The organism is Paracoccus sp. TRP, assembly GCF_000185925.1.
Taxonomy (GTDB): Bacteria; Pseudomonadota; Alphaproteobacteria; order Rhodobacterales; family Rhodobacteraceae; genus Paracoccus; species Paracoccus kondratievae.
The window spans coordinates 1-22308 of sequence record NZ_AEPN01000043.1 but is presented as its reverse complement, the minus strand read 5'-3'; the positions used below and the strand labels follow the sequence as shown (position 1 = coordinate 22308).

General features: G+C 64.7%; 22 protein-coding genes and 2 pseudogenes. 17 read left to right on the top strand and 7 right to left on the bottom strand.

The window, feature by feature from the left end; genetic code table 11:
• Positions 1-128: 128 nt before the first annotated feature.
• The gene (locus tag PARACOCCUSGL_RS0116805) at positions 129-1988 is read left to right on the top strand and encodes a DUF927 domain-containing protein (protein ID WP_138918373.1); all 1860 of its coding nucleotides are present in this window, start codon (positions 129-131) and stop codon (positions 1986-1988) included.
• A gap of 763 nt (positions 1989-2751) precedes the next feature.
• Here PARACOCCUSGL_RS0116805 and PARACOCCUSGL_RS22070 read toward each other — a convergent pair.
• The gene (locus PARACOCCUSGL_RS22070) at positions 2752-2895 is read right to left on the bottom strand and encodes a hypothetical protein (RefSeq protein ID WP_158004478.1); all 144 of its coding nucleotides are present in this window, start codon (positions 2893-2895) and stop codon (positions 2752-2754) included.
• A gap of 161 nt (positions 2896-3056) precedes the next feature.
• On the opposite strand from PARACOCCUSGL_RS22070, the gene PARACOCCUSGL_RS20790 reads away from it, so the two are divergent.
• The gene (locus PARACOCCUSGL_RS20790; RefSeq protein WP_010399098.1) at positions 3057-4355 is read left to right on the top strand and encodes a phospholipase D family protein; all 1299 of its coding nucleotides are present in this window, start codon (positions 3057-3059) and stop codon (positions 4353-4355) included.
• Between the two features lie 402 nt (positions 4356-4757).
• On the opposite strand, the gene PARACOCCUSGL_RS0116790 is transcribed toward PARACOCCUSGL_RS20790, so the two are convergent.
• The 3 genes from PARACOCCUSGL_RS0116790 to PARACOCCUSGL_RS0116780 are packed head-to-tail and all read right to left on the bottom strand — an operon-like array spanning position 4758 to position 7257.
• Positions 4758-5429, bottom strand: coding sequence for a response regulator transcription factor (locus PARACOCCUSGL_RS0116790; protein WP_010399096.1), 672 nt, complete (start codon positions 5427-5429; stop codon positions 4758-4760).
• Entirely contained in the window at positions 5414-6847 is a 1434-nt protein-coding gene (locus PARACOCCUSGL_RS0116785; RefSeq protein WP_010399094.1) for a LapD/MoxY N-terminal periplasmic domain-containing protein, read from the bottom strand. The genes PARACOCCUSGL_RS0116790 and PARACOCCUSGL_RS0116785 overlap by 16 nt, the downstream gene beginning before the upstream one ends.
• Positions 6844-7257 (bottom strand): protein moxZ, encoded by a 414-nt coding sequence (locus PARACOCCUSGL_RS0116780; protein ID WP_237701550.1) that lies wholly within the window; start codon positions 7255-7257, stop codon positions 6844-6846. Before PARACOCCUSGL_RS0116780 ends, PARACOCCUSGL_RS0116785 begins: the two co-directional genes overlap by 4 nt.
• A gap of 400 nt (positions 7258-7657) precedes the next feature.
• Between PARACOCCUSGL_RS0116780 and PARACOCCUSGL_RS0116775 the strand changes: the two genes are divergently transcribed.
• The 11 genes from PARACOCCUSGL_RS0116775 (at position 7658) to PARACOCCUSGL_RS0116725 (ending at position 17112) form a co-directional block, all read left to right on the top strand.
• Positions 7658-9556, top strand: coding sequence for a methanol/ethanol family PQQ-dependent dehydrogenase (locus PARACOCCUSGL_RS0116775; protein WP_028714608.1), 1899 nt, complete (start codon positions 7658-7660; stop codon positions 9554-9556).
• A 72-nt stretch (positions 9557-9628) separates the two neighbouring features.
• On the top strand, positions 9629-10459 hold the full coding sequence (moxJ, locus tag PARACOCCUSGL_RS0116770; protein WP_010399088.1) for a methanol oxidation system protein MoxJ: 831 nt from the start codon (positions 9629-9631) through the stop codon (positions 10457-10459).
• A gap of 10 nt (positions 10460-10469) precedes the next feature.
• The gene (gene moxG / locus PARACOCCUSGL_RS0116765) at positions 10470-11003 is read left to right on the top strand and encodes a cytochrome c(L), periplasmic (RefSeq protein ID WP_010399085.1); all 534 of its coding nucleotides are present in this window, start codon (positions 10470-10472) and stop codon (positions 11001-11003) included.
• Positions 11004-11057: 54 nt separating this feature from the next.
• Complete coding sequence (locus PARACOCCUSGL_RS0116760; RefSeq protein ID WP_010399081.1) at positions 11058-11369, top strand: methanol dehydrogenase [cytochrome c] subunit; 312 nt, start codon at positions 11058-11060, stop codon at positions 11367-11369.
• A 61-nt stretch (positions 11370-11430) separates the two neighbouring features.
• Positions 11431-12450 (top strand): MoxR family ATPase, encoded by a 1020-nt coding sequence (locus PARACOCCUSGL_RS0116755; protein ID WP_010399074.1) that lies wholly within the window; start codon positions 11431-11433, stop codon positions 12448-12450.
• Complete coding sequence (locus PARACOCCUSGL_RS0116750) at positions 12447-13301, top strand: hypothetical protein (RefSeq protein WP_010399072.1); 855 nt, start codon at positions 12447-12449, stop codon at positions 13299-13301. Before PARACOCCUSGL_RS0116755 ends, PARACOCCUSGL_RS0116750 begins: the two co-directional genes overlap by 4 nt.
• Positions 13298-14101: a hypothetical protein gene (locus PARACOCCUSGL_RS0116745; protein ID WP_010399070.1), complete on the top strand. Its 804-nt coding sequence runs from the start codon at positions 13298-13300 to the stop codon at positions 14099-14101. The genes PARACOCCUSGL_RS0116750 and PARACOCCUSGL_RS0116745 overlap by 4 nt, the downstream gene beginning before the upstream one ends.
• Positions 14098-15105: a vWA domain-containing protein gene (locus PARACOCCUSGL_RS0116740; protein WP_010399069.1), complete on the top strand. Its 1008-nt coding sequence runs from the start codon at positions 14098-14100 to the stop codon at positions 15103-15105. Before PARACOCCUSGL_RS0116745 ends, PARACOCCUSGL_RS0116740 begins: the two co-directional genes overlap by 4 nt.
• Positions 15102-15653 (top strand): hypothetical protein, encoded by a 552-nt coding sequence (locus PARACOCCUSGL_RS0116735; protein WP_010399067.1) that lies wholly within the window; start codon positions 15102-15104, stop codon positions 15651-15653. Before PARACOCCUSGL_RS0116740 ends, PARACOCCUSGL_RS0116735 begins: the two co-directional genes overlap by 4 nt.
• Complete coding sequence (locus PARACOCCUSGL_RS0116730; protein ID WP_114669512.1) at positions 15650-16582, top strand: vWA domain-containing protein; 933 nt, start codon at positions 15650-15652, stop codon at positions 16580-16582. The genes PARACOCCUSGL_RS0116735 and PARACOCCUSGL_RS0116730 overlap by 4 nt, the downstream gene beginning before the upstream one ends.
• Positions 16579-17112, top strand: a complete 534-nt coding sequence (locus tag PARACOCCUSGL_RS0116725) for an SRPBCC family protein (protein WP_011749273.1) — start codon at positions 16579-16581, stop codon at positions 17110-17112. Before PARACOCCUSGL_RS0116730 ends, PARACOCCUSGL_RS0116725 begins: the two co-directional genes overlap by 4 nt.
• 17 nt (positions 17113-17129) lie before the next feature.
• On the opposite strand, the gene PARACOCCUSGL_RS0116720 is transcribed toward PARACOCCUSGL_RS0116725, so the two are convergent.
• From PARACOCCUSGL_RS0116720 to PARACOCCUSGL_RS0116710, 3 genes are all read right to left on the bottom strand, one after another.
• Positions 17130-17939: a S9 family peptidase gene (locus PARACOCCUSGL_RS0116720; protein ID WP_232215761.1), complete on the bottom strand. Its 810-nt coding sequence runs from the start codon at positions 17937-17939 to the stop codon at positions 17130-17132.
• A gap of 101 nt (positions 17940-18040) precedes the next feature.
• Positions 18041-18478 (bottom strand): hypothetical protein, encoded by a 438-nt coding sequence (locus PARACOCCUSGL_RS0116715; protein WP_010399057.1) that lies wholly within the window; start codon positions 18476-18478, stop codon positions 18041-18043.
• Positions 18479-19023: 545 nt separating this feature from the next.
• The gene (locus PARACOCCUSGL_RS0116710; protein WP_010399056.1) at positions 19024-19320 is read right to left on the bottom strand and encodes a succinate dehydrogenase and fumarate reductase iron-sulfur protein; all 297 of its coding nucleotides are present in this window, start codon (positions 19318-19320) and stop codon (positions 19024-19026) included.
• A gap of 185 nt (positions 19321-19505) precedes the next feature.
• Between PARACOCCUSGL_RS0116710 and PARACOCCUSGL_RS0116705 the strand changes: the two are divergent.
• The 4 genes and pseudogenes from PARACOCCUSGL_RS0116705 to PARACOCCUSGL_RS0116690 form a co-directional block, all read left to right on the top strand.
• Positions 19506-19769 (top strand): annotated as a pseudogene (locus tag PARACOCCUSGL_RS0116705) (hypothetical protein); the annotation flags it as partial.
• A gap of 267 nt (positions 19770-20036) precedes the next feature.
• Positions 20037-20254, top strand: a pseudogene (locus PARACOCCUSGL_RS0116700) (transposase); the annotation flags it as partial.
• Positions 20255-20468: 214 nt separating this feature from the next.
• Positions 20469-21290 (top strand): type IV toxin-antitoxin system AbiEi family antitoxin, encoded by an 822-nt coding sequence (locus PARACOCCUSGL_RS0116695; protein ID WP_010399047.1) that lies wholly within the window; start codon positions 20469-20471, stop codon positions 21288-21290.
• Positions 21280-22197, top strand: coding sequence for a nucleotidyl transferase AbiEii/AbiGii toxin family protein (locus PARACOCCUSGL_RS0116690; RefSeq protein ID WP_010399045.1), 918 nt, complete (start codon positions 21280-21282; stop codon positions 22195-22197). Before PARACOCCUSGL_RS0116695 ends, PARACOCCUSGL_RS0116690 begins: the two co-directional genes overlap by 11 nt.
• Positions 22198-22308 lie beyond the last annotated feature (111 nt).

Sequence of the window (22308 nt, the reverse complement as noted above, 5' to 3'; positions counted from 1 at the left end):
CGGGTCACGTCTCGACGGAAATCAACACCATTGTCCACAATATCGCGCATCCCTGCCGCTGACTTGCATGCCGACCCGGCACATCATGATGGGGATGGCGCAACCCCGCGCCTTGCATGGAAAAAACGATGCCGGACAATAACCCTATCGACGCACAGCAGCACAGCGCGCTTCCCGAAACCCCGCCCGCCCCCACCGATGCCGGACAGACCATTCTGCCGGATGATGCCGCTGAGGAGACGTCCGAGGCCCGGTTGCGCGCTCTTTATCACGATCCGGAAATCGCCGCCTTCCTGGTCGCCATGCGTCAGGAATTGCCCCCGTTCTGGACCCATCTTCCGCGTGAACAGATGCTGGGCTATGGCGGTATCGACGATGAATGGGTGCCGATGTGCGGACCTCTGCGCGTCGAAGCCTTGACCCGCGATGACAGCGGCAGGAACTGGAGCCGCCGGGTTTGCTTTCTCGATCGCGATGGAAATTTGCGTCGGGAAACCATCCCCGAGGCCGATATCCTCGACAAGCCACGCAGCGTCTGTGCGCAGCTGATCTCGGCAGGGTTGGCGATCGAGGGCAACCGGAATGACATCATCGACCTGATCCGCCGCTGGCCGGTGGAAGCCCGGATCCTGTCGGTCTCGCGTCCCGGCTGGATGGCAGGGACGGATGCGGCACCTGCCTATCTGCTGCCTGACGGCAAGCTGCTCTCGGCGGATCCGCAGCGGGGTGAGGCCGTCGAACTGCTCCATGCCCGTAGCGCCGTGCCGTCTTCGGGTTCGCTGGACGGCTGGAAAGACACCGTTGGTCGTCTGGCCGTCGGCAATCCGGCGCTGATCTGCGCCATTTCGGCGGTGCTGGCGGGACCGCTTTTGAAACATGCCGGGATCGAGACCGTGGGGGTAAATCTTTACGCCTCGACCAGTTCGGGAAAGACCACCGCCCTGCTCGCCGCGCAGAGCTGCATGGGGCCGCCCAAACTTGACCGCTGGAACGCCACCAACACCGCGCTGGAACTCGCATGCCGCCTGGCCCATGACGGCACGCTGATGCTGGATGAATTCCCGGCCCGACCCTCGCCCGCGATCCTCGAGGCCATCTACATGATCGGCAATGGCACGGGCCGGGGGCGCGGCAACCACAAACTGATCCTGGAAGCGACGGCGCACTGGGAAACCGTCCTGCTCTCGACCTCGGAGAAACCGATTGAGCGGATCCTGGCTGCTGCCGGGATCCAGATGCCCGAAGGGATCGGCGTCCGGCTGATCGACATTCCTGCACCGTCATGGGAGTTCGGCCTCTTCAAGACGTTACATGGACATGGCTCGGGCCACGTCTTCGCCGAGACGCTCCAGAATGCTGCCAGGGAGCATTACGGGCATGTCCTGCCGGCATTCGTGGACAGGATCATCGCACAACATGACCTGATTAAGGAGACCCTGCGCCCGATGATCTCGCGCCTGCGCAGCAAGATGCTGGTGGCGATCGGGTTGCCTCCGAATGCGAAAGAAGGGCCGGTGCTGCGGGTTCTGAACCGTCTGGCCCTGATCGCTGCGGCTGGCGAAATCGGCAGCCGGCTCGGCGTCCTGCCCTGGCGGAAGGGCATGGCGACCGACGCCCTCGTCGAGATCGCGGTGATCTGGCACAGGGCCCATGCGGCGCGTCCGCCGTCGACTGCCGAGGCCATGGCGGAACGTCTGGCCGGATACTTGCGCCGCAACCGCCACCGCTTGTGCCCGCCGGGAGCCGAGCCGGATCCGGATGCCATCGGCTGGGGGGATGAGCGCTGGATCTATCTCGGCATCGATGCGTTCCGGATGGACATCGCCTCCGGCATGCCGGCAGGCCTGGCGGTGAAGCTGCTGGGCGATGCGGGTCTGCTGGTTCCGGGTGGTGAGCAGAGGTCATATCAGTATCGCCTGCCCCGGCATGTCGATACGGACAGGGCACGGGTCTATCGCCTCGACCGGCAGAGGATTGAGGGCGGATAATGCGGCGGGCGCTGCATTCTGCGGAGGGTTCAGACATTTATTGTGGCGGTTTCCGAGCCGCCGCAAGCAGGCGCGCCGGCATCATTCGGTATCAGAATAAATACTGCTTATCTGATCTCAGCCCATAAGGCAGGAGGGTTTGCGGTAATGTTCTTTGCAGCCTTTTCTCTGCCCGGCGGGTGCCACGGGGAAGAAAAAGGCCATTTTACAAAGCTCGGTAATATGGGGTGAGGCTTGTCTCGTCCTGTTATCAGGCAACACGAAGTCAGGCAGTGAGCCGTGTTCTGAAACGCCACGGCAGGCGATGATTTTGGGGCCGTCGCCATTCAAGGAGCCACTTTTGACCTCGCGTCTCAGTTTCGATGACAGCGATGGTCGCGTGACGATGTGGCTGCTTCACACAGACCACGTTCTACGAGTAACTCGAAGCGTAGCACCTAATGACGTCCAGGATGGGAACTGGGGGCGCAAGCCGAATACCCTATCTGACCTTGGATGTTGAGGGGACCATCCAGGCGTCGGGATGGCTAACAAAAGCGAGAGATGGCCGCGGGGCCGGGCGCTGCATTTGCGGCAGGGTAGGGGTTAAACCGCGCATTTCAACTCAGGTAGATTACGGCGGTTGCTTGCCCCGCAACCAGAAATACTATTAGATTACAATGATTTAGACATCATTCGGGAGGCTTTCTGCGTTCGCGCTCCAACCGCCCCGGAATCACACCGGAAGCAGCCGGGAGCGAACCGCAGCGCAGAATCGGCGGGATCACATCTGCGTGCGGGCAGCGGCGGCCTCCCCTGCGATGATCGCCCAGGCGCTTGCAGCGGCGCGGGGCGAGGGGAGCTCGACCTGACCGACGCTTCCGTGGCGGCCGGGCAGGTCCTGTCCCTGTTGCGTGGCTCGATCCACATGGAACTGCTCTATGGGCTGGGACCCCTTGTCGGCTCGGGAGTGGTCGGCCTGTCTGGGCTTCGGTTGCGCTCTTCCTTGACGGATATCGCCCGCGACGGCAGCCTCGAGTTCCCGGCGGGGACCCGGTCAGCGCCTCCAATCGCAGGAGGACAGCCTACATGCAGATCCTGAAATGGCTTTTGCTCGCGGTTCTGGTCGCAGGGGCGGCGATCCTGATCCTGCGGCTGGTCTTTCCGCTGCCGGATGTTTCTGCCCGCCCGCATGAGGCCGCGCTGCCGCCGGATGCGCAGGGCCGGATCGGCCGCGCTTTCGCGGACCAGATCGCGGCCCATCCCGGCCAGACCGGCGTGGTCGCGCTTGGCAACGGCCATGATGCGCTGGCCAGCCGTCTGACCCTGGCCGATCTGGCCGAGACCTCGATCGACGCGCAATATTACATCTGGCACGACGACACTTCGGGCCTGCTGCTTCTGGACGCGTTACACCGGGCGGCGCAGCGCGGCGTGCGGGTGCGGCTGCTTCTGGACGACAACGGCATCCCGGGGCTGGACCCTCTGCTGGCCACGCTGAACGCGCAGGAGAACTTCCAGATCCGGCTGTTCAACCCCTCGACGGTGCACAGCCCGAAATACCTGGGCTATGCCATCGACTTCTTCCGCATGAACCGCCGGATGCACAACAAGAGCATGATCGTGGACGGCAGCGCCGCGATCATCGGCGGGCGCAATATCGGCGACGAGTATTTCCAGATCGGCAATGCCTTCTATCTCGACATGGACGCGGTCGCCGTGGGCCATGTCGTGCCGGAGACCAGTGCGGTCTTCGACGCCTATTGGAACGCCGCCTCGGTCATCGAGCTTGAGCGGGTGGTCGGCGGCGCAAGCGATATCGCCGCCTTCGAGGCGCGGATCGCCGCCCTGCGCGAGACCGACGAGGCCCGCGAATTGCTGGGCGTGGTGGAAAGCAGTGCCCGCGCCGCCGTCGAGGGGAGGGTCGCGCATGAATGGACCCATGTGCAGCTGGTCGCCGACGATCCGGCCAAGGGGCAGGGCTTCGCCACCGAGGACCAGCTGATGATCTCGCGCCTGGCGCAGATCCTTGGCGGGATCGAGACGCGGCTGGACCTGGTCTCGGCCTATTTCGTGCCGGGCCGCAGGGGCACCGATGTCTTCTCGGACCTGGCGCGCAGAGGCATCGAGGTCAACATCCTGACCAATGCGCTGAACACGACCGACGTGCTGTTGGTCCATGCCGGCTATACGAAATACCGCCGCGACCTGCTGCAGGCCGGCGTGAAGCTTTACGAGCTGAAGCTGCGCGGGGCTCAGTCCGACAGGCAGATCTTCCCGATGGGGATCTCCGGTGCCAGCCTTCATGCCAAGACCTTCGCGGTCGATCACCGGCGCGTCTTCATCGTCTGTGAACCGGCGTGCAAAATTGACCCCGTAACGGGGTAATCGGCTTCCAAAAATGACCCCCCTTACGCTGATGGTCATGATGCCTCCGAGGCTATCGGGGGGCACAGTGCGGGATGCTGGTTGTGGAGACGATTGCGAAGATCCGCCGGGCGTATTTCCAGGACAAGAAGTCGATCATCGCCCACTGGCGGCGCGCGACCTGACGCGAGGTCGCCGGAGCCGATCTCAAGGCGGACCGTCAAGCTGATCACGGACGGGGCTGGAGGATCCTCGGCCAAGCCATTCGCAACCTCGGCATCCTGCGCGATGAGGTGGTGATCGCGACCAAAGTGCTGGGGGTAAGCGGATCAACGGTTCAAAGGATAAGACCGCGGTTAGGCGGGACATTCGGTATGCGTGAGAGCCCTTGACTGGGACGACCCCGTTACCGAAGTCTAGACCCTAGTCCCCTTCGAAATAGCGGATGCCCTTGACCACCAGATCGGCAAGGTTTGCCGCGCCGAGTTTGTCCTTCAGCACCAGGCTGACGTTCGAAACTGTCTTGTAGCTGATGCAGGCTCGGTCCGCGATGTCGCGATAGGACATGCCTTCGGTGATCATGCCCAGGATCTCCTCCTCACGGCCGGTCAGGCGCGGGGCGCTCGTTCCTGGGCGCGAGACGTTCAGCAAAGCGATCTGCATCGCCAGACGCGAGTCGACGTAATTGCCGCCTCGAGCCACCTCGGAGAAAGCCTCGCAGATTTCGGCGGGCGGGTTGTCCTTGTTGATGATCCCGTTCGCGCCGAACATGAGTGCGCGGCGGGCCAAGACGGGGCTGCGGTGCATGGTGAAGACCAGGATCGGTAAATCGGGATCGACGCGTCGCAAACGCTCGATCAGCCGGATTCCGGCGATCTTATTCCTGCCAATGCTCAGATCCACTACCATCAGGTCGGGGCGAGCTTGTCTCCATGACCGCCAACCCTCGGATGCCGACGGGGCCGAGGCGATCTCGCATGCGACCTTGGTGCGGATGATCCTACCCCAGCCCTCGGCCACAACGGGGTGGTCGTCCACGATGAGGATCTGCAGGGGGCGGGCGTCGCCTGACTTCATCTTCAGCGAGGCTTGCATGGGCGGGATATCCTCAACTCGGTATGGGTTAGCCTGTTATCTCGCCAGGGGGGCAGATAGGTCGCTCCAAACGCGCGGGCGCGGTCCTGTATGCCGATCTGGCCAAATCCGAGCGGGGGGCGATCGCCGCTGGGACCGGGTTCCGGACCCTTGCCGTTGTCCGTGACGCGCACCACGATCTGCCGGGGCTCGTCCGGCATGGTTTCCAGGCTGACCCGGACCAGAGTGGCGCGCCCGTGCCGTATGGCGTTCAGAACGCTTTCCCGGACGAAGCGATAGATCGACAATTCCGCCAACTCGCCGAGGCTGGAGCCTTCGACCTCTGGGTCGATGTCCAGCACGACCCGCGTTTCGGATGCAACGTCGCGAAACCCGGTGACGAGCTCGGCTAAAAGCTCGATCAGGCTGGCCTCGCCCAGCAGCATCGGGCGCAGGTCGTTGATGGCGGTGCGGGCGCTTCTCTGGACCTCCACGGCATGGCAGGCGATGGCATCCAGCGTCTCGTCCAGGGCGGCAGGCCGGTCCGGCAGGTCGGCGATCATCGCCTGCGCGTGGCTGACGGCGGCCCGCAACGCGAAAAGCTGCGGCCCCATCTCGTCATGCAGGTCCAGCGCGATGCGCGAGCGCTCGGCCTCGGAACTGCCGATCAGGCGGGCCTGCAACAGGTCGTTTTCGGCCCGCTCGGCCTGCAGGTGCGAGGTCAGCGCGTTGACCCCCGCGGCCAGATCGGCGAATTCCGTCAGCCGGTCGTCGGGCGCACGCACCGACAGGCGGCCGTCCTGCATCTGCGACATGGCGGCCTGCACCGACTGCAGTCGCCGCGTCAGCAGCGTCGTCATCAGGAAGGCCAGCCCCACCATGGCAAGCCCGGCCAGGAACAGCACCGGCAGAATGATGCTGAAATCGCTCCACACCTCGGCAATTTCGTCGGTCGGGTCGGCAGCGACGCGCAGCATCCCCAGGACATTCGGATAATGGGTGATGGGGACCAAGGCCTCGACCAGGGGTGGCGTCATGAGGGCCGAGAACCACTGCGGAGCGGACGCCTGGGACCGGAACTGGCCATGCGCGCGATGTTGTAGCGGCCGGCCCTCGGGGTCGAGGATGCGCGCCGAGACATGCCGCAGCCCATCGATCTCTTCGGCAAGGCCGATCGCCTCGGCCATGGTGTCGCGGCCGCCATGACTGGGCGGCAGACGGCGCACGGCGGCCTCATGGGCCAGCCGAAATGCGGATTCGGTTTCCTCCTGCACGGCCTGGCGCGCGTTGAGGATCAGGATGGCCGAGACGATCAGGCACAACGACAGGCTGACAATGCTGGCTAGTCCCATCACGATCCGGCGCAGCGGCACGGTCCGCCGGGCCTGCGGCGCCCGGCTAAATGCCTGGAACGAGAGACCTTCGGTTGACGCGCTCATTCCCTTTGCCTCATGGCTGTGGCAAGGGCATCTGTGTGGCCGGCACCACTGGCCCGCAGGACACGATATTGTTGGGCAACGGGGCCCAAGCTTTTTTCGTGCATATCCTGTGCCGGCATCAGATCGATCATTATCCGATCCAGCGGGGTGTCGGGATATTCCCGCCACAGTTGCAGGACGCGGTTGGCGATCATCCGGGGGCTTTCCCGGTAATGCGCCGAGAGCGCGCTCAGCAACGGGGCCAGCGTCCGGGACGGCAGACCGGACTCAGTGGACAGGAAGGCTTCTGGGCTGCGGGCGTCATCGACTTCCAGCCAATGCGTGCTTTCTGCGGCCAGGGCTTGCCTGGGCTTGGCCGAAGGCAGGGTCTGGTCATCCTCCTCGTAACAGGCGCCCAAGGCAAGCAGCACCGCTATGCCTGCCGCATAGCGCCCTACGACGGTGCCACGGCAAAAACCCATCCTGCCTCCTCCTGTTTTCTGCGGTTTTTCTGCGCTGCGGTGATTCGCCGCCAGCGTATCCTCCTGAGGTCGAGACTATGCCCACCTTTGGTATGGAACAACCGCCGCGTGCTGCGACGTTGGTCTGGCGCTTGCCGAAAACGGGTGATGCATCACCCGGATCGAACGGGGAAAAACCCCCGAGAAAGTCGGGAAGCCCACCCCGCAGACAAGGCGGATAGCGGAATGCCTAATCAGTCCTGCGGCGGTTCGGGAGTGGAGGCCCGAACCCGCCAAGTGTCGTGACCGCCGGGGTCGAAGGACTGGCCGCCGGTCCGCGCCAGAGACAGCGAGAGGGAGCGAGATCGCTATGAATAGGAACACCCCGAAGGTAACGGGCGCGTCGAGCCTTGCGATGGCCGTCGCCATGGGCCTTGCCGTCCTGACGACTGCGCCAGCGACCGCCAACGACCAGTTGGTCGAACTGGCCAAGGACCCCGCGAACTGGGTCATGACCGGGCGTGACTACAACGCGCAGAACTATTCCGAGATGACCGACATCAACAAGGAGAACGTCAAGCAGCTGCGGCCCGCCTGGTCGTTCTCGACCGGGGTGCTGCATGGGCACGAAGGCACGCCGCTGGTCGTCGGCGACCGGATGTTCATCCACACGCCCTTCCCGAACACCACCTTCGCGCTGGACCTGAACGAGCCGGGCAAGATCCTGTGGCAGAACAAGCCCAAGCAGAACCCCACGGCCCGGACCGTGGCCTGCTGCGACGTGGTCAACCGAGGCCTCGCCTATTGGCCGGGCGACGACGAGGTCAAGCCGCTGATCTTCCGCACCCAGCTCGACGGCCATATCGTCGCCATGGATGCCGAGACCGGCGAGACGCGCTGGATCATGGAGAATTCGGACATCAAGGTCGGCTCGACCCTGACCATCGCGCCTTATGTCATCAAGGACCTGGTGCTGGTCGGATCGTCCGGCGCCGAGCTGGGGGTGCGCGGCTATGTCACCGCCTATGATGTCAAGACCGGCGAGAAGAAATGGCGCGCCTTCGCCACCGGCCCGGACGAGGAGCTGCTGCTGGCCGAGGACTTCAACGCCCCGAACCCGCATTACGGCCAGAAGAACCTGGGCCTGGAGACATGGGAGGGCGACGCCTGGAAGATCGGCGGCGGCACCAACTGGGGCTGGTATGCCTATGACCCCGAGGTGGACCTGTTCTATTACGGCTCGGGCAACCCCGCGCCCTGGAACGAGACCATGCGTCCGGGCGACAACAAATGGACCATGGCGATCTGGGGCCGCGAGGCGACCACCGGCGAGGCGAAATTCGCCTATCAGAAGACGCCGCATGACGAATGGGACTATGCCGGCGTCAACGTGATGATGCTGTCGGAGCAGGAGGACAAGGAGGGCAACATGCGCAAGCTGCTGACCCACCCTGACCGCAACGGCATCGTCTATACGCTGGACCGCACCAATGGCGACCTGATCTCGGCCGACAAGATGGACGACACTGTCAACTGGGTGAAGGAGGTGCAGCTGGATACCGGCCTGCCGGTGCGCGATCCCGAATTCGGCACGCGCATGGACCACAAGGCCCGCGACATCTGCCCCTCGGCCATGGGCTACCACAACCAGGGCCATGACAGCTACGACCCCGAGCGCAAGGTCTTCATGCTGGGCATCAACCACATCTGCATGGATTGGGAGCCCTTTATGCTGCCCTATCGCGCCGGGCAGTTCTTCGTCGGTGCCACGCTGACCATGTATCCGGGGCCGAAGGGCGACCGCCAGAACGCGCTGGGGCTGGGCCAGATCAAGGCCTACGACGCCATCTCGGGCGAGATGAAATGGGAAAAGATGGAGCGCTTCTCGGTTTGGGGCGGCACCATGGCCACCGCGGGCGGGCTGACATTCTATGGCACGCTGGACGGCTTCATCAAGGCCCGCGACAGCGACACCGGCGACCTGCTGTGGAAGTTCAAGCTGCCCTCGGGCGTGATCGGCCATCCGATGACCTACAAGCATGACGGCCGGCAATATGTCGCGATCATGTACGGCGTCGGCGGCTGGCCGGGCGTGGGTCTGGTCTTCGACCTGGCCGACCCGACTGCCGGGCTGGGCTCGGTGGGGGCCTTCAAGCGGTTGCAGGAGTTCACCCAGATGGGCGGCGGCGTGATGGTCTTCTCGCTCGACGGCGAGAGCCCCTATTCCGACCCGAACGTGGGCGAATACGCGCCGGGCGAGCCCGCCTGACGCGACAGGCCGGCCCGCGCTTCCTTCCTGGCGGGCCGGCCTGCTTGAGCTATTCAGTCTGGAGAAACCGAAATGCTTGTTGATTTCCGCCAGGTTTGCGGTGTCGGGGTGGCAGTTCTTGCCCTTGCATCGCCCGCTCTGGCCGACACGACGAACCTGCGTGTCTGCGCCTCGACCAAGGATGCGCCGTTCTCGGATGCGCAGGGCAGGGGCTTTGAAAACAAGATCGCCCAGGTGCTGGCCGACGAGATGGGCGCCACGCTTGATCTGGTGATGCTGGAAAAGGACGCGATCTACCTGGTCCGCGACGGCATCGAAAAGGATCTGTGCGACGTGCTGATCGGCGTGGATGCGGGCGACGAACGGCTGCTGACCACCCAGCCCTACTACCGTTCGGGCTATGCCTTTGTCACGCGGCAGGACCGCAACTTCGAGGGCGACAAGTGGCAGGACGTGGATCAGGAGGGGTTCGACACCTTCTCGTATCGCCTGCATTCCCCGGCCGAGACGATCCTGAAATATACCGGCCGCTACGAATACAACCTGATCTACCAGGCCTCGCTGACCAATTTCGAGGACCGGCGAAACAAATACACCCAGGTCGAGGCCAGCCGCGTCATCACGGAGGTCGCGGATGGCGGGGCCGATCTGGCCATCGTCTTCGCCCCCGAGGCGGCGCGCTATGTCCGCGACTCGCGCGAGCCCTTGCGTATGACCCTGATTACCAATGAAATCGAACGCTCGGACGGCGTCATCATCCCGCTGCAATATTCGCAGTCCGTGGGCGTGTCCAAGACCCATCCCGAGCTTCTGGGGCCGATCGAACAGGCCCTGCAATCCGGCAAAGCCAGGATTGATGCCATCCTGACCGAGGAAGGCATCCCCCTGCTGCCGTCAAGCTGAAGGAAATGGAATGACGAAGCCCAGGATCCTTGCCGCATTCGCAATGACCCTCATCATCCCGGTCGCGGCAATGGCGGCCCCGCAGTTCTTCAACATCATCGACGGCTCACCGCTGAACTTCGACGACGCCATGGAGGAAGGCCGCGACACCGAGGCCGTGAAGCACTTCCTGGAAACCGGCGAGAACGTCTACAACGAGGATCCCGAGATCCTGCCCGAGGCCGAAGAGCTTTATGCCGGCATGTGCTCGGGCTGCCATGGGCATTATGCCGAAGGCAAGATCGGTCCCGGCCTGAACGACGCCTACTGGACCTATCCCGGCAACGAAACCGACGTCGGGCTGTTCTCGACGCTTTACGGCGGCGCGACGGGGCAGATGGGGCCGATGTGGGGCAGCCTGACGCTGGACGAGATGCTCAGGACCATGGCCTGGGTGCGCCACCTCTATACCGGCGATCCCAAGGACGCCAGCTGGCTGACGGACGAGCAGAAGGCCGGCTTTACCCCGTTCCAACCCAAATCGTCCGGCGAAGACCAGTCGTGAACCCGAACCGCCGGGCGGCGGCCCGCCCGGCCTGACCCAGAAGGAGGAGACAGAATGAAACGCATCCTGACCCTGACCGTTGCCGCCCTGGCGCTCGGCACTCCGGCGCTGGCCTATGACGGCACCAACTGCAAGGCCCCCGGCAATTGCTGGGAGCCGAAGCCCGACTACCCGGCAAAGGTCGAGGGCTCGAAATACGACCCGCAGCACGACCCGGCCGAACTGTCCAAGCAGGGCGAGTCGCTGGCCGTCATGGATGCCCGCAATGAATGGCGGGTCTGGAACATGAAAAAGACCGGCAAGTTCGAATATGACGTCAAGAAGATCGACGGCTACGACGAGACCAAGGCTCCGCCCGCCGAATAAGCGGGCCGGGGGCGCTGCGCGTGCTTCCAGACCACGCGCAGCGTGATATTCGGGACGGATCATGGATAGCAATATTTCGGACTGGCACGCCCGGTTCCGCGACGCCGAAGCGGCGCTGAACGGCGTCGTTCTGGGGCAGGCGCGGACCATCCGCCTGCTGCTCATTTCCGCGCTGTGCCGGGGCCATGTGCTGCTGGCGGGCGATGTCGGCACCGGCAAGACCACGCTTTTGCGCGCCATGGCCCGCGCGCTGGGCGGCCCCTATGGCCGGGCCGAGGGCACGGTGGACCTGCTGCCGACCGACCTGATCTATTCCGCGCATATCGCCGAGGATGGCCGCCCCCGGATCGAGCCCGGCCCGGTGCTGGAGCAGGGCGAGGAACTGGCGGTCTTCTTCTTCAACGAGATCAACCGCGCCCGTCCGCAGGTCCATGCGCTTCTCTTGCGCCTGATGGCCGAGCGCAGCCTGTCGGCGTTCCGCCGCGAATACCATTTCCCGCATTTGCAGGTCTTCGCCGACCGCAACCAGATCGAGCGCGACGAGACCTTCGAGCTGCCCGCCGCCGCCCGCGACCGTTTCCTGATGGAGATCGCCGTCAATGCGCCCGCCGCGCCCGAGGACCGCGTGGCCCTGGCCTTCGAGCCGCGCTTTCACGACACCACCGCCCTGATCGCCGAGGTCGGGCAGGGCATCCTGCCCTATCGCGGGTTGAACGATCTGGCAGCGGGGGTCCAGGCCGGCACCCATGCCAGCCCGGCGCTGCGGCGCTATGTGTTCGACCTGTGCGAGGCGCTGCGCAATCCCGCCTCGGCCGGGCTGGCGCTGGAGGGCGCCGACGCCGCCCGCCTGATCCGCGGCGGCGTCAGTCCGCGCGGGATGCAGCATCTCGTCCGCGCCGCCCGCGCCTGCGCCTGGCTGGAGGGACGGGAAGCCGTGCTGCCGCAGGACGTGCGCGCCGTGCTGGCCCCGGTGATGGCGCATCGCATCTTCCTGTCGCCCGCCTACGAGCCGCGGCGCGAGGCGCTGGTTCCGGCGCTGATCGACGCGGCCTTCGCGACGATTCCGGTTCCTGCCGCATGAACGCCCAACTGCACCTGTTCGACGCCCTCGCATGGCGGCTGACGCAGGGGCTGCCGGGGTTGCGCATGGGCGCCCATGCCGGCCGGATGCGCGGCGCGGGCGAGAATTTTGCCGATATCGCGCCGCTGTTGGCGCATCCCGATCCCCGGCGGCTGGACCTGCGCCGCTCGATCACCGACCCGCTGGGCGTGCTGCATGTGCGGCGGTTCCAGACCCGCACCGACCTGCGGCTGCACGTGGCGCTGGATGCCTCGGCCTCGCTGGGTGCGGTGGCCCATGCCGATCGCGCGGGCCTGGCGCGGCTCTTGGCCGCAGGCTTTGCGCAGGCCGCGCGGCGGGCGCGCGACCCGTTCTCGCTGACCGTCTGCGCCGGGGACCGGGTGCTTCACGACCAGCCGCCCACGCGGCGCAGCCTTGCCGCGGACCTGCTGGATCTGCCGCTGGTGCCTGCGGGCCGGGGCACGGCGGCGCTGGAGGCCATGGCGCATGATCTGCCCCAAGAGCGGATCCTTGTGGTGCTGATCTCGGATTTCGAGCTGTCGCCTGACGAGCTGGCCGCGCTGCTGGCCGCGCTGCGGCCGCGTCCCGTGCTGCCCGTCTGGCTGCGCGACAGCGGCTTTGACGCACCGCCGCCGCGCCTGGGCCTGGCCGAGCTTTGCGACCCGGAAACCGGACGCCGCCGCACCGTGCTGACCACGCGTCGCTGGGCGGCGCGCCAAGCCCAACGGGTGCGGAACCGGCAGGCCGCCCTGCGCCGCGTCCTGGCCGAGCACGGCCTTTCGCCGATCGAGATCACCGACAGCATCGACGTGGCAGAACTGGCCGCTTCGCTTTCCGAGGCACCGCTATGAAATGGCTGGCGCTGCTCCTGCTGCCGTTTCCGGCGCTTGCGCAACAGGTCGAGAACCCGCGGCCCTATGGCTGGTGGCTGGGCGACGAACTGGTGCAGCGCATCCGCATCCAGGGGCAGGTGGATCCGTCCTCGCTGCCCCGGCCGCGCGCCGTGGACTATTGGCTGGACCTGCGCGACGTGGCACGGCGCGACATCGCCGGCGGCACGGAACTGACGCTGCGCTGGCAGAACTTCTATTCGGCGCTAGAGCCGCGCGAACGGCAGGTGCCGGCATCGGCGATCCGGCTGGTTGATGGCACGGCGCTGGAATTGCCGGGCTTTCGCTATGTCACCGCGCCGATCCGGCCGATCCTGGCGCCCTCGACGCCGGACCAGTTGCAGCCGGACCCGCCGTTCCACCTGATCGACCCGATGCCGGCAGGATTGCGGCTGCTGGCCTCGGCCGTCGCGCTGGTCGCGGGGGTGCTGGCGCTTGCCTGGCAGCAGGGCTGGTTCCCGTTCCACCGCCGCGCGGCGCGACCCTTCACCCGCGCCGCGCGCGCGGTGGTCCACCTGCCCGAGCGGCAGGCCCGCCGTGCCCTGCACCGCGCCTTCGACCAAAGTTTCGGCCGGGTGCTGATCGGGGCCGAGCTCGACCGCTTCCTGGCCGATGCGCCGCAATTCGCGCCGCTGGCCGAGCGGCTGCGCGGCTTTTTCGCGGCCTCCGACGCGGCCTTCTTCGGCTTGGGATCCGGCCCCGTGCAGGACATCCCGCAACTCGCCCGCGACCTCGCGGCCATCGAGCGGGGGCGGCGATGATCGGTTTCGCCTGGCCAGCCGCGCTTTTCGCCCTGCCGCTGGCGCTGCTGCCGCTGGTCATCCGCTGGCTGCGGACATCCGCCGTGCCGCGGCTGGACCTGCGTGCGGTCGAGGGGCGCGCCATCGGCCCGCTGCTGGTTGCACTGGCGCTGCTGACGCCGGCGGCGCTGATCCTCGGCCTTGCCCAGCCCTATCTGCGCGGCGGCAGCGTCGCCTATCGCGGCATCGGCACGAACCTGGTGCTGCTGATCGACCGCTCCTCCAGCATGGACGACACCTTCGCCGGGCGCTCGCCGCAGGGGGGCGACGAAAGCAAGGCCAGCGCCGCGCGGCGCATCCTGCTGGACTTCATCGCCCGCCGCCCCGACGACCGCATCGGCATCGCCGCCTTTTCCACCGCCCCGATGCTGGTGCTGCCGATGACCGAAAGCCGGACCGCCATCGCCGCTGCCGTTGCCGCCCTGGCCGAGCCGGGCCTGTCCCAGACCGATGTGGGCCGCGGCCTGACCCTGGCGATGGAGATGGCGGATGAGGCATCGGCCAGTGACTCGCGTGCCGTGGTGCTGGTCAGCGACGGGGCCGCGGTCATCGCGCCCGAGGTCCAGACCGCGCTGCGCAACCTGGCGGCGCGCCGGCAGGTCAACATCTATTGGCTCTACCTGCGCACCAAGGGCGCGAAGGGCATCTTCGAGGTGCCCGAGCCCGGCCAGGCCGACACCCCGCATCTGCGCCCCGAGCGGCACCTGCATATCTTCCTGCAAAGCCTGGGCCTGCCCTATCACGCCTTCGAGGCCGACAGCCCCGGCGCGGTCGAGGATGCCGTGACCGAGATCGGGCGCATGGAATCCCGCCCGATCCTGACCCGCCGCCCGGTGCCGCGCCGCGACCTGGCCTGGGCCTGCTATCTGCTGGCCTTTCTGTGCTGCGCGGCGCTGGCGGCGGCCCGCTGGCTCGAACGACGCTATGCCCCCCGCTGCCCCGCGCCCCTGCTGGTCCCGGTATGAGACGGCTGGGCTTTCCCGCGCTGCTGGCCTGGGTCGCGCTCGCGGCCGGCGCGGTGCTGTGGTCGGGCTGGCAGCTTTGGGGGATGGCCGTCGACAATCGCGCCATCCGCAGCCTGGCAGGCGGCAGCGACGTCGCGCTGCGCCAGGCGGCCGATCCGCGCGCCGCCCATGCCCGCGCGCTTTTCCTGGTGCTGCGCGACCGGCCGCAAGAGGCCGAGACGCTGCTGGCCGGGCTGGCCACCGCCCCGCCCGGCCTGCGCTCGGAATACCACTACGCCATCGGCAATGCCCGGATGCGCATGGGGTTCGAGCGTATCGAGCGCAATCGCATCGACGAGGCCACCGCGCTGATCAACCTGGCCAAGGCATCCTATCGCGAGGCGCTGCGCGCCCGACCCGGCAATTTCGACGCCAAGGTGAACCTGGACCTGGCCACGCGCCTGGTCCGCGACATGCCGCGCGAAGGACAGGACGGCGACGAAGACTCCGAGACCCGGCCGCGCCGGCTGTGGACCGACCTGCCGGGCCTGCCGCGGGGGGCGCCGTGACCGCGGCCCGCGCCATCCTGCCCGCGCTGGCCGCCGGGCTGGCTCTCGTCGCCGCGGCAGGGCCGGGCATCGAGGGCCGGCGCGAGTTGCGCGACGTGCTGATCGTGGTGGACATCACCCGCTCGATGAACGTGCGCGACATGGACGGCGCGTCGCGGCTGGATGCGGCGCGGGACGTGCTGACGCGCTGGATCGCCAGCCAGCCTTGCGGTGCCCGCGTCGGTCTCGGCTTCTTTACCGAGCGCCGCAGCCTGACGCTGATCGAGCCGGTCGAGATCTGCACCGACTATGCCACGCTGGCCGGCACCCTGGCCGGCCTGGACTGGCGCATGGCCTGGGAAGGCGACAGCATGATCTCGAAAGGGTTGAATCATGCGTTGAACCGGGCGCGCGGGCTGGATGCGGCACTGATCTTCGTCACCGATGGACAAGAAGCCCCGCCCCTGCCGTATTCCGGGCCGGACGGCTGGCGCGAGGACAGCCCCGGCGGCGTTGTCCTGGGGGCCGGCGGCGACCAGCCGGCGCCGATCCCGAAATTCGACGACCTGGGCCGCGAGACCGGCTTCTACGGACCCACCGACGTGCAGCACGCCCCCGCTCGCATAGGCGCCCCGCCCACGGATGCGGCGGACCGGCCCGGCTTTCACCCGCGCAACAACCCCTATGGCGAAGCCGACCTCGAAGGGTCCGAGCACCTGTCGGCGATGCGCGCGGAATACCTGACCCGGCTTGCCGGCGAACGCGGCATGGGTTTCGCGCGGCTCTCGGCCGGGCCCGCAGCTTTGCAGGCGACACTGGCCGCCCACGCCCCCGCGCGTCGGGTCGCGACACATCGCAGCCTGTCGCCGGTTTTCGGCGCGCTGGCCCTGGCCGTACTGCTGGCCGCGCTGCTGGCCACCCCGCTTCATGCAAGGAAGGAGACCCCATGATGAACCGCAGAACCCTGCTAGCCTCGGCGCTGACGGCGCTGGTCGCGACCCCGCTGCTCGCCCATGGCCCGACGCCGCAGCAACTGTCGCGCAGCGTCAAGGTGGCCGCCCCGCCCGAGAAAGTCTGGGCCCTGCTTGCCGATCCGGCCTCGATCGCGGCCTGGCATCCGGCCATCGCCGAGGCCAGCATGGAGGGCGATGGCGCCGGCGCGAAGCGCAGCATCGCATTCAAGTCGGGCGGCATCCTGGTCGACGGCATCGACGACATCGGCGCCGAGACGATGACGATCCGCTGGCGGCTGTCCCGGGAAGACATCGAGGTGTTTCCGGTCAGCTTCTATACCAACAGCGTCACGGTGACACCCGACGGCGACGGTGCAAGCGTCGCATGGCAGGCCAGCTTCTTCCGCGCCGACACGACCAACGAGCCCGAGGAGCGGTTCAGCGACGAGGCCGCCGTCGCGGCCATGGAGAAATATGTCGATGACGCCCTGGCCGGGATCAAGGCCACGGCCGAAACCGGCAGCTGAGCGCGATCCGCCGGGGATCAGCGCGTCTTGCCAAGCGTGTCCCTGAACCGCTCGACGGTCGCCTCGATGACCTCGGGGGCCAGTGAGCGGCTGGGGGTATAGACATGAAAGACGTGGTCGCCGCCCTCGATCACCACGGCCCGCTTGTCTGCGCCCGCCGCTGCCTCGATCAGCGCGGGCGTGTATTTGCGATAGGGATCGTCGCTGCCGTTCACGGTCATGAGCGGCCCGTCATAGGCCCGCAGCCCCGCCAGAAGGTCGTGCCGACCCAGGCTGTCGAAGAAGCCCCGTTTCAGCGCCATGGTCCGCCAGCCCAGGTCCAGCCCGACGATGCCGTCCCGTGCCGCCAGATCGAAGGCGCGCTGGCCCAGGCTATCCAGCATGTCGTCATGGTAATTGCCCACGGGTGCCCAGACGACAAGCGACTTGATGGCTTCCGGTTGAGCCGCAGCCAATTCGATGGCGGCTCCTGCACCGAAGGAAAAGCCCATCACGCCGATACGCCCGGCATCGACCTTATCCATCGCGGCCAGCGCCTGCAATGCAATCGCCGCGTCCTCGTTCTGCCGCTCTAATGTGAATGCACCCGTATCACCGTCCGATTTGCCAAAGCCCCGAAAATCGATCCGAAGCGAGGCAATACCATTCCTGGCCAACGCCGTTGCGGTATCGGCGAATATGATGCCGACCTCATCACGGCTGGAACCTAGTCCGTGAAACATCAATACGGCAGGAAATTTTCCGTGTCCTGCCGGTATCTCAACGGTAGCAGCAATGCCTCGGTCGAGGGTCAGCGATAATGTTTCTCCATGAACAGGGACTGCCATCAGGGCAAGAACCGCGCTGGCTGACAATCCTTTGCGCATGGCAACCCTTCAATTGCGGATAATTAACGGCCTTGAAGCTTTGTAGATTTGGTTTGAGCATTCTATTCGACCACAAACTTGCCCTTGGTGATATTGGCCGGTTCATCGTGGTCTTGCACAGTGAACTCAAAGGTGCCGGAGCGGACCGGATAAAAACTGAAGCGTATCGTTCCTGCCTCGTCGCATTGGAGGGTATGAAAACTCAGCCCCTGCATATGAATCTCTTGGCCTTCAACACTGACGACTCTCAGATGCGAGTTCGACAGTAAAGGCACGGACTCGAATTGAAATCCTGTGTCCCCGACATCTTCCGCACAGACGAAATTGAGGCGATAGTATTCATTCTTGGAAAGTTGGAACTCGTCTTGCGATATTGTGGGCTCCCCATTCTCGCCTGCTGAAACCTCAAGAAACAACTCTTCCAATGGGGCGGGCTGTGCTGATGCAGAGAATGTCATGTTGACTGCAAGAAAGGCTATGACGACGAATTCTCCATTCATGCTGCTTCTCCAATTCAAGCTAAGTGGGTAATTTACTTTATAGCGTGGTCGAAGGGTTAAGGCTTGGCGAGATCTCGAGGTCGCTGGGTGAAAGTCGCTAATATGCTGACAGCAGAGAAAGCAGAACATTGCTGGTGTGTCTTGAAATGGCAGGGCTGACGGTGCAATTCATGTTCGATGCGCATAATGATCTCTAATCCCGACGACGCGGCTTGGCCTTGCGCGGACGACAGATTTTAGAGACGTGGAGCGTGGCCTTGAAAGCTTGCGTCAACCTTGATGCCCAACCCCTTTATCATCCATTGTTCATGACGCTTGCAAGCATAACAGCCAAAGATACGGAGAGCAACAATTACCGATATTCCACGCTGCTCCGCGCCGGTGGCGGCAGTGTTGTTCGAATCTACCGATAAGCCTCTTCAGTCTGGAGTAGAGCACTGATTGGCAATCATGTTTGCAGGAGAATTTCCTCGATTTCGCGGGATATTTTCCTCATTGCAAAAAGGGGGGGGTCTAACCTACGAGCGCTGTCACGAACCAATTTTCTATGCCGCGCGAGCGATGGTTGGGAGAAGGGTGATTTCCTTCCCCACATCAGCATCGCCGCTTCTCGCAGATTCCAAGGTATGTTGTGCGAGGGAGTAGAGCCGCTTGATCCTGCCTGCGCAGATTACTGCTCCGGTGCCGAAAGTCAGCGCAGGGCCGATCCTGTTCCCTACCCAGAACAGCGCGTCGAGCAGCATCGGCCCGCAAACGTCTAGATCGCCCCGGAGCATATCCAGCTGCGGGCCGGCCAAGCCGTGGGGATCGAAGCGATAGATGCGCAGCGTCGCGATCCGCATAGCGCCCTCCGGCACGCGCCAAGTTTCCCCTCGGTGACGCGCGAAAGCGTCGCCAAACCCAGGTTGCGCGGACAGAAAAGCGCCGCGGCCACCACCCGGGTGCCTTTCGCGGTGATCACGACCGGCACCCGGGTGGTGGCCGCGGCGATGGGAGATGGGGGTGAACGGCTGGACCTGCGCGGGATGTTCTGGTCAAGTCAACGCTTGGCCAGACCGTGCCCTCGGCTCGGTTCATGGGCAGGTACGAGTTCGAGATCCTGCGCGCCGGCAGCGCGGTCGAGTCCTCCGAGGCGGATCGCGCCGCCGTGCTGGATGCTGAGTCGATGATCCTGCCGGTGGCCGAGCCGGGCTCCGGCCCGTTCCGGGGCCGCGAGATGCGGTGGACGCGAACACCTGGGGACGAAGGGCAGCGCATGATCCTTGTCTTGGTATCTGGCGCTGATGACTAGGCCCTGCCTGGATCTGATCGGAGTTTAACAGGCTGCTGAAAAAGGATTTTGAGAGGACGACGCAGCGGAAATCGTTCTGGATCCAGCTAATATCGGCCCGGAGATGGGGTGTCTTCGGCAAATTTGAGGCGGATTTCCCGGTTCCCCGTCCGCGCTGTCCTGTCGCAAGGACTTTTTCAGCAGCCTGTTAGGTAGCAAACGCACCAAATCGTTGACGCAGTGGCCCTCATAGAACATTATATGAACATGATGACCCTGGAGGCCTCCATAGCACAGCACTTTCTTCTCTCCGCGGCGGCACGAACACTTTCGCTCAAGGTGATTTTTTTTCCGCTGGCGAGGAGGCCGCCTATCGCCGGTTCTGCCGGCTGCGCTGGCCAGAGACAGACGGCGCGCCGGTCTGTCCGGCCTGCGGATGCGCTGATGTCTATGACCTGACGACCCGTCGGACCCCCACGACATCCGCCACCGCTTCCCGCTTTACGGCGGGCGTTACCACTTTCGCGATGCGACATCCTTCAGGATCGCGTTGTCGAGCATGGCTTTTCGATTCGCGCCGACATGTTCTGGTCTGCAGGGGTGTCGTATGCACGAGCGGTCCTTGAGAAATTCGTGATTGGAGTGCTTGGAGCACCGTAGTTGGACATTTTTTAAAGAGACTCATGGTGTCTGCTTTGAAAATATGCCATCATAAGCGTCATGGCGACCGAAAGATCTCAAAACCTGAAGAAGGTTCTTGATGCAGTACCCACAGGGTATCTGATCGATGCCGCGTGGCTCACCGCGCATGGTGTCGCCTACGAGACCTTTCGCGACTATGTCAAGCGCGGCTGGCTCGAGCGAGTTACCCGAGGCCTTTTCCGTCGCCCGTTTCCGGGCACTTCTGCTTCGGATACGATCGACTGGAAGATCTGCCTGCTCTCAGTCCAGCACATCATGCGCTACGATGCCCATGTCGGTGGCATGACGGCGCTCGCCCAGCAGGGTCACGGTCATTACCTGCGCCTGGGCGGCAACGCCCCGGTATGGGTCTATGGCGAAGCGATACCGAACTGGCTTTCGAAGCTGCCGCTGAACGCGCCGATCGAGACGCGCAGCAGGTCTCTTTTTGGCGATCCGAAGCTGGGCCTTCCCGATGATACCACGGATGCCGGGCAAACCCTTCCCTGGGACTGGCAGCTCAGGATGTCGTCTCCCGAACGGGCAATCCTCGAAGCTATCGATGAGCTGCCCGACCATGAAAGCTTTCACAACCTCGACATGGTATTCGAGAGCCTGACGACGCTGCGCCCGAAGATGCTGTCGGCGCTGCTGTACAGTTGCAGGAAGATCAAGGTGAGGCGGCTGTTCTTCGTCTTCGCTGATCGCCACGGCCACCCATGGCGCAAGCGCCTTGATCCCGAGGAATTCAACCTTGGCAGCGGCGACCGCGCCTTGGTAAAGGGCGGCAGGATACACCCACGGTACCGTATCGTGGTGCCGGAGGAATTCGTAGCGACTGAGGCTGGCGATGGCACGTGAGGATTATGAAATCCAAGTCGCGCTGCTCGTGCGCCTGCTCCCGCATGTCGCGAAGGAAAAGGCATTCGCGCTCAAGGGCGGCACGGCGATCAATCTGTTCTACCGCGATCTGCCCCGCCTGTCGGTCGATATCGATCTGACCTACCTGCCGATCAAGGATCGCCGTGAAAGCCTCGCTGAGATTAACGAGGCAATGGATCGCATCGCCGCCGCCATCGAGGGCAGCATAGCCGGTGCGAAGACGCAACGCATCCAAGGCGGGGGAGGCGGTGCCACCCGTGTTCTCGCTCGTCTGGGAAACGCCGAGATCAAGATCGAGACCTCGCCGGTCATGCGTGGCGCCGTCCACGATCCCGAGATGCGCCCGGTGTCAGATGCGGTTGAGGACGAATTCGGTTATGCAGAGATGCAGGTGGTTTCCTTCGAGGACCTGTTCGGAGGCAAATTGCATGCCGCAGTGGACCGCCAGCATCCGCGTGACCTCTATGACATCAAGCTGCTGTACGAGAATGAAGGTCTGACAGAGGATCTGTTCCGGACCTTCCTGATCTACATTGCCTGCTCATCGCGTCCCGCGCATGAACTTCTGAACCCGAACTTTATCGACCTCGACCAGCCCTATACGAAGGAGTTTGAAGGCATGACAAAGGTCCGTGTCAGTCTTGACGACCTGCTCAAAACCCGCAAACGGCTGGTCGCGGACATCCGGTCTCGCCTTGATGAAAAGGCCAGGACGTTTCTCCTGAGCCTGCATGATGGCACGCCCGATTTCGATGCCATCGAACGGCCGCGGGCGGCTGACCTGCCTGCGGTTGGTTGGAAGCTGATCAATCTGGAGAAGCTGAAGAACCACAACCCAGGCAAGCATGCGCAGCAACGTTCTGTACTGGAAGGGCTGTTCAGCTAGCCGCAGTTGTGGTTGTCTTTTCGTTTCGGCGACATCCGGCCGCAGTTCTCCTGTCCGGTCTCCAGCGATAAATACGAGGTGTGACTAGGTTGTGTTGACAAAAAGGATTCC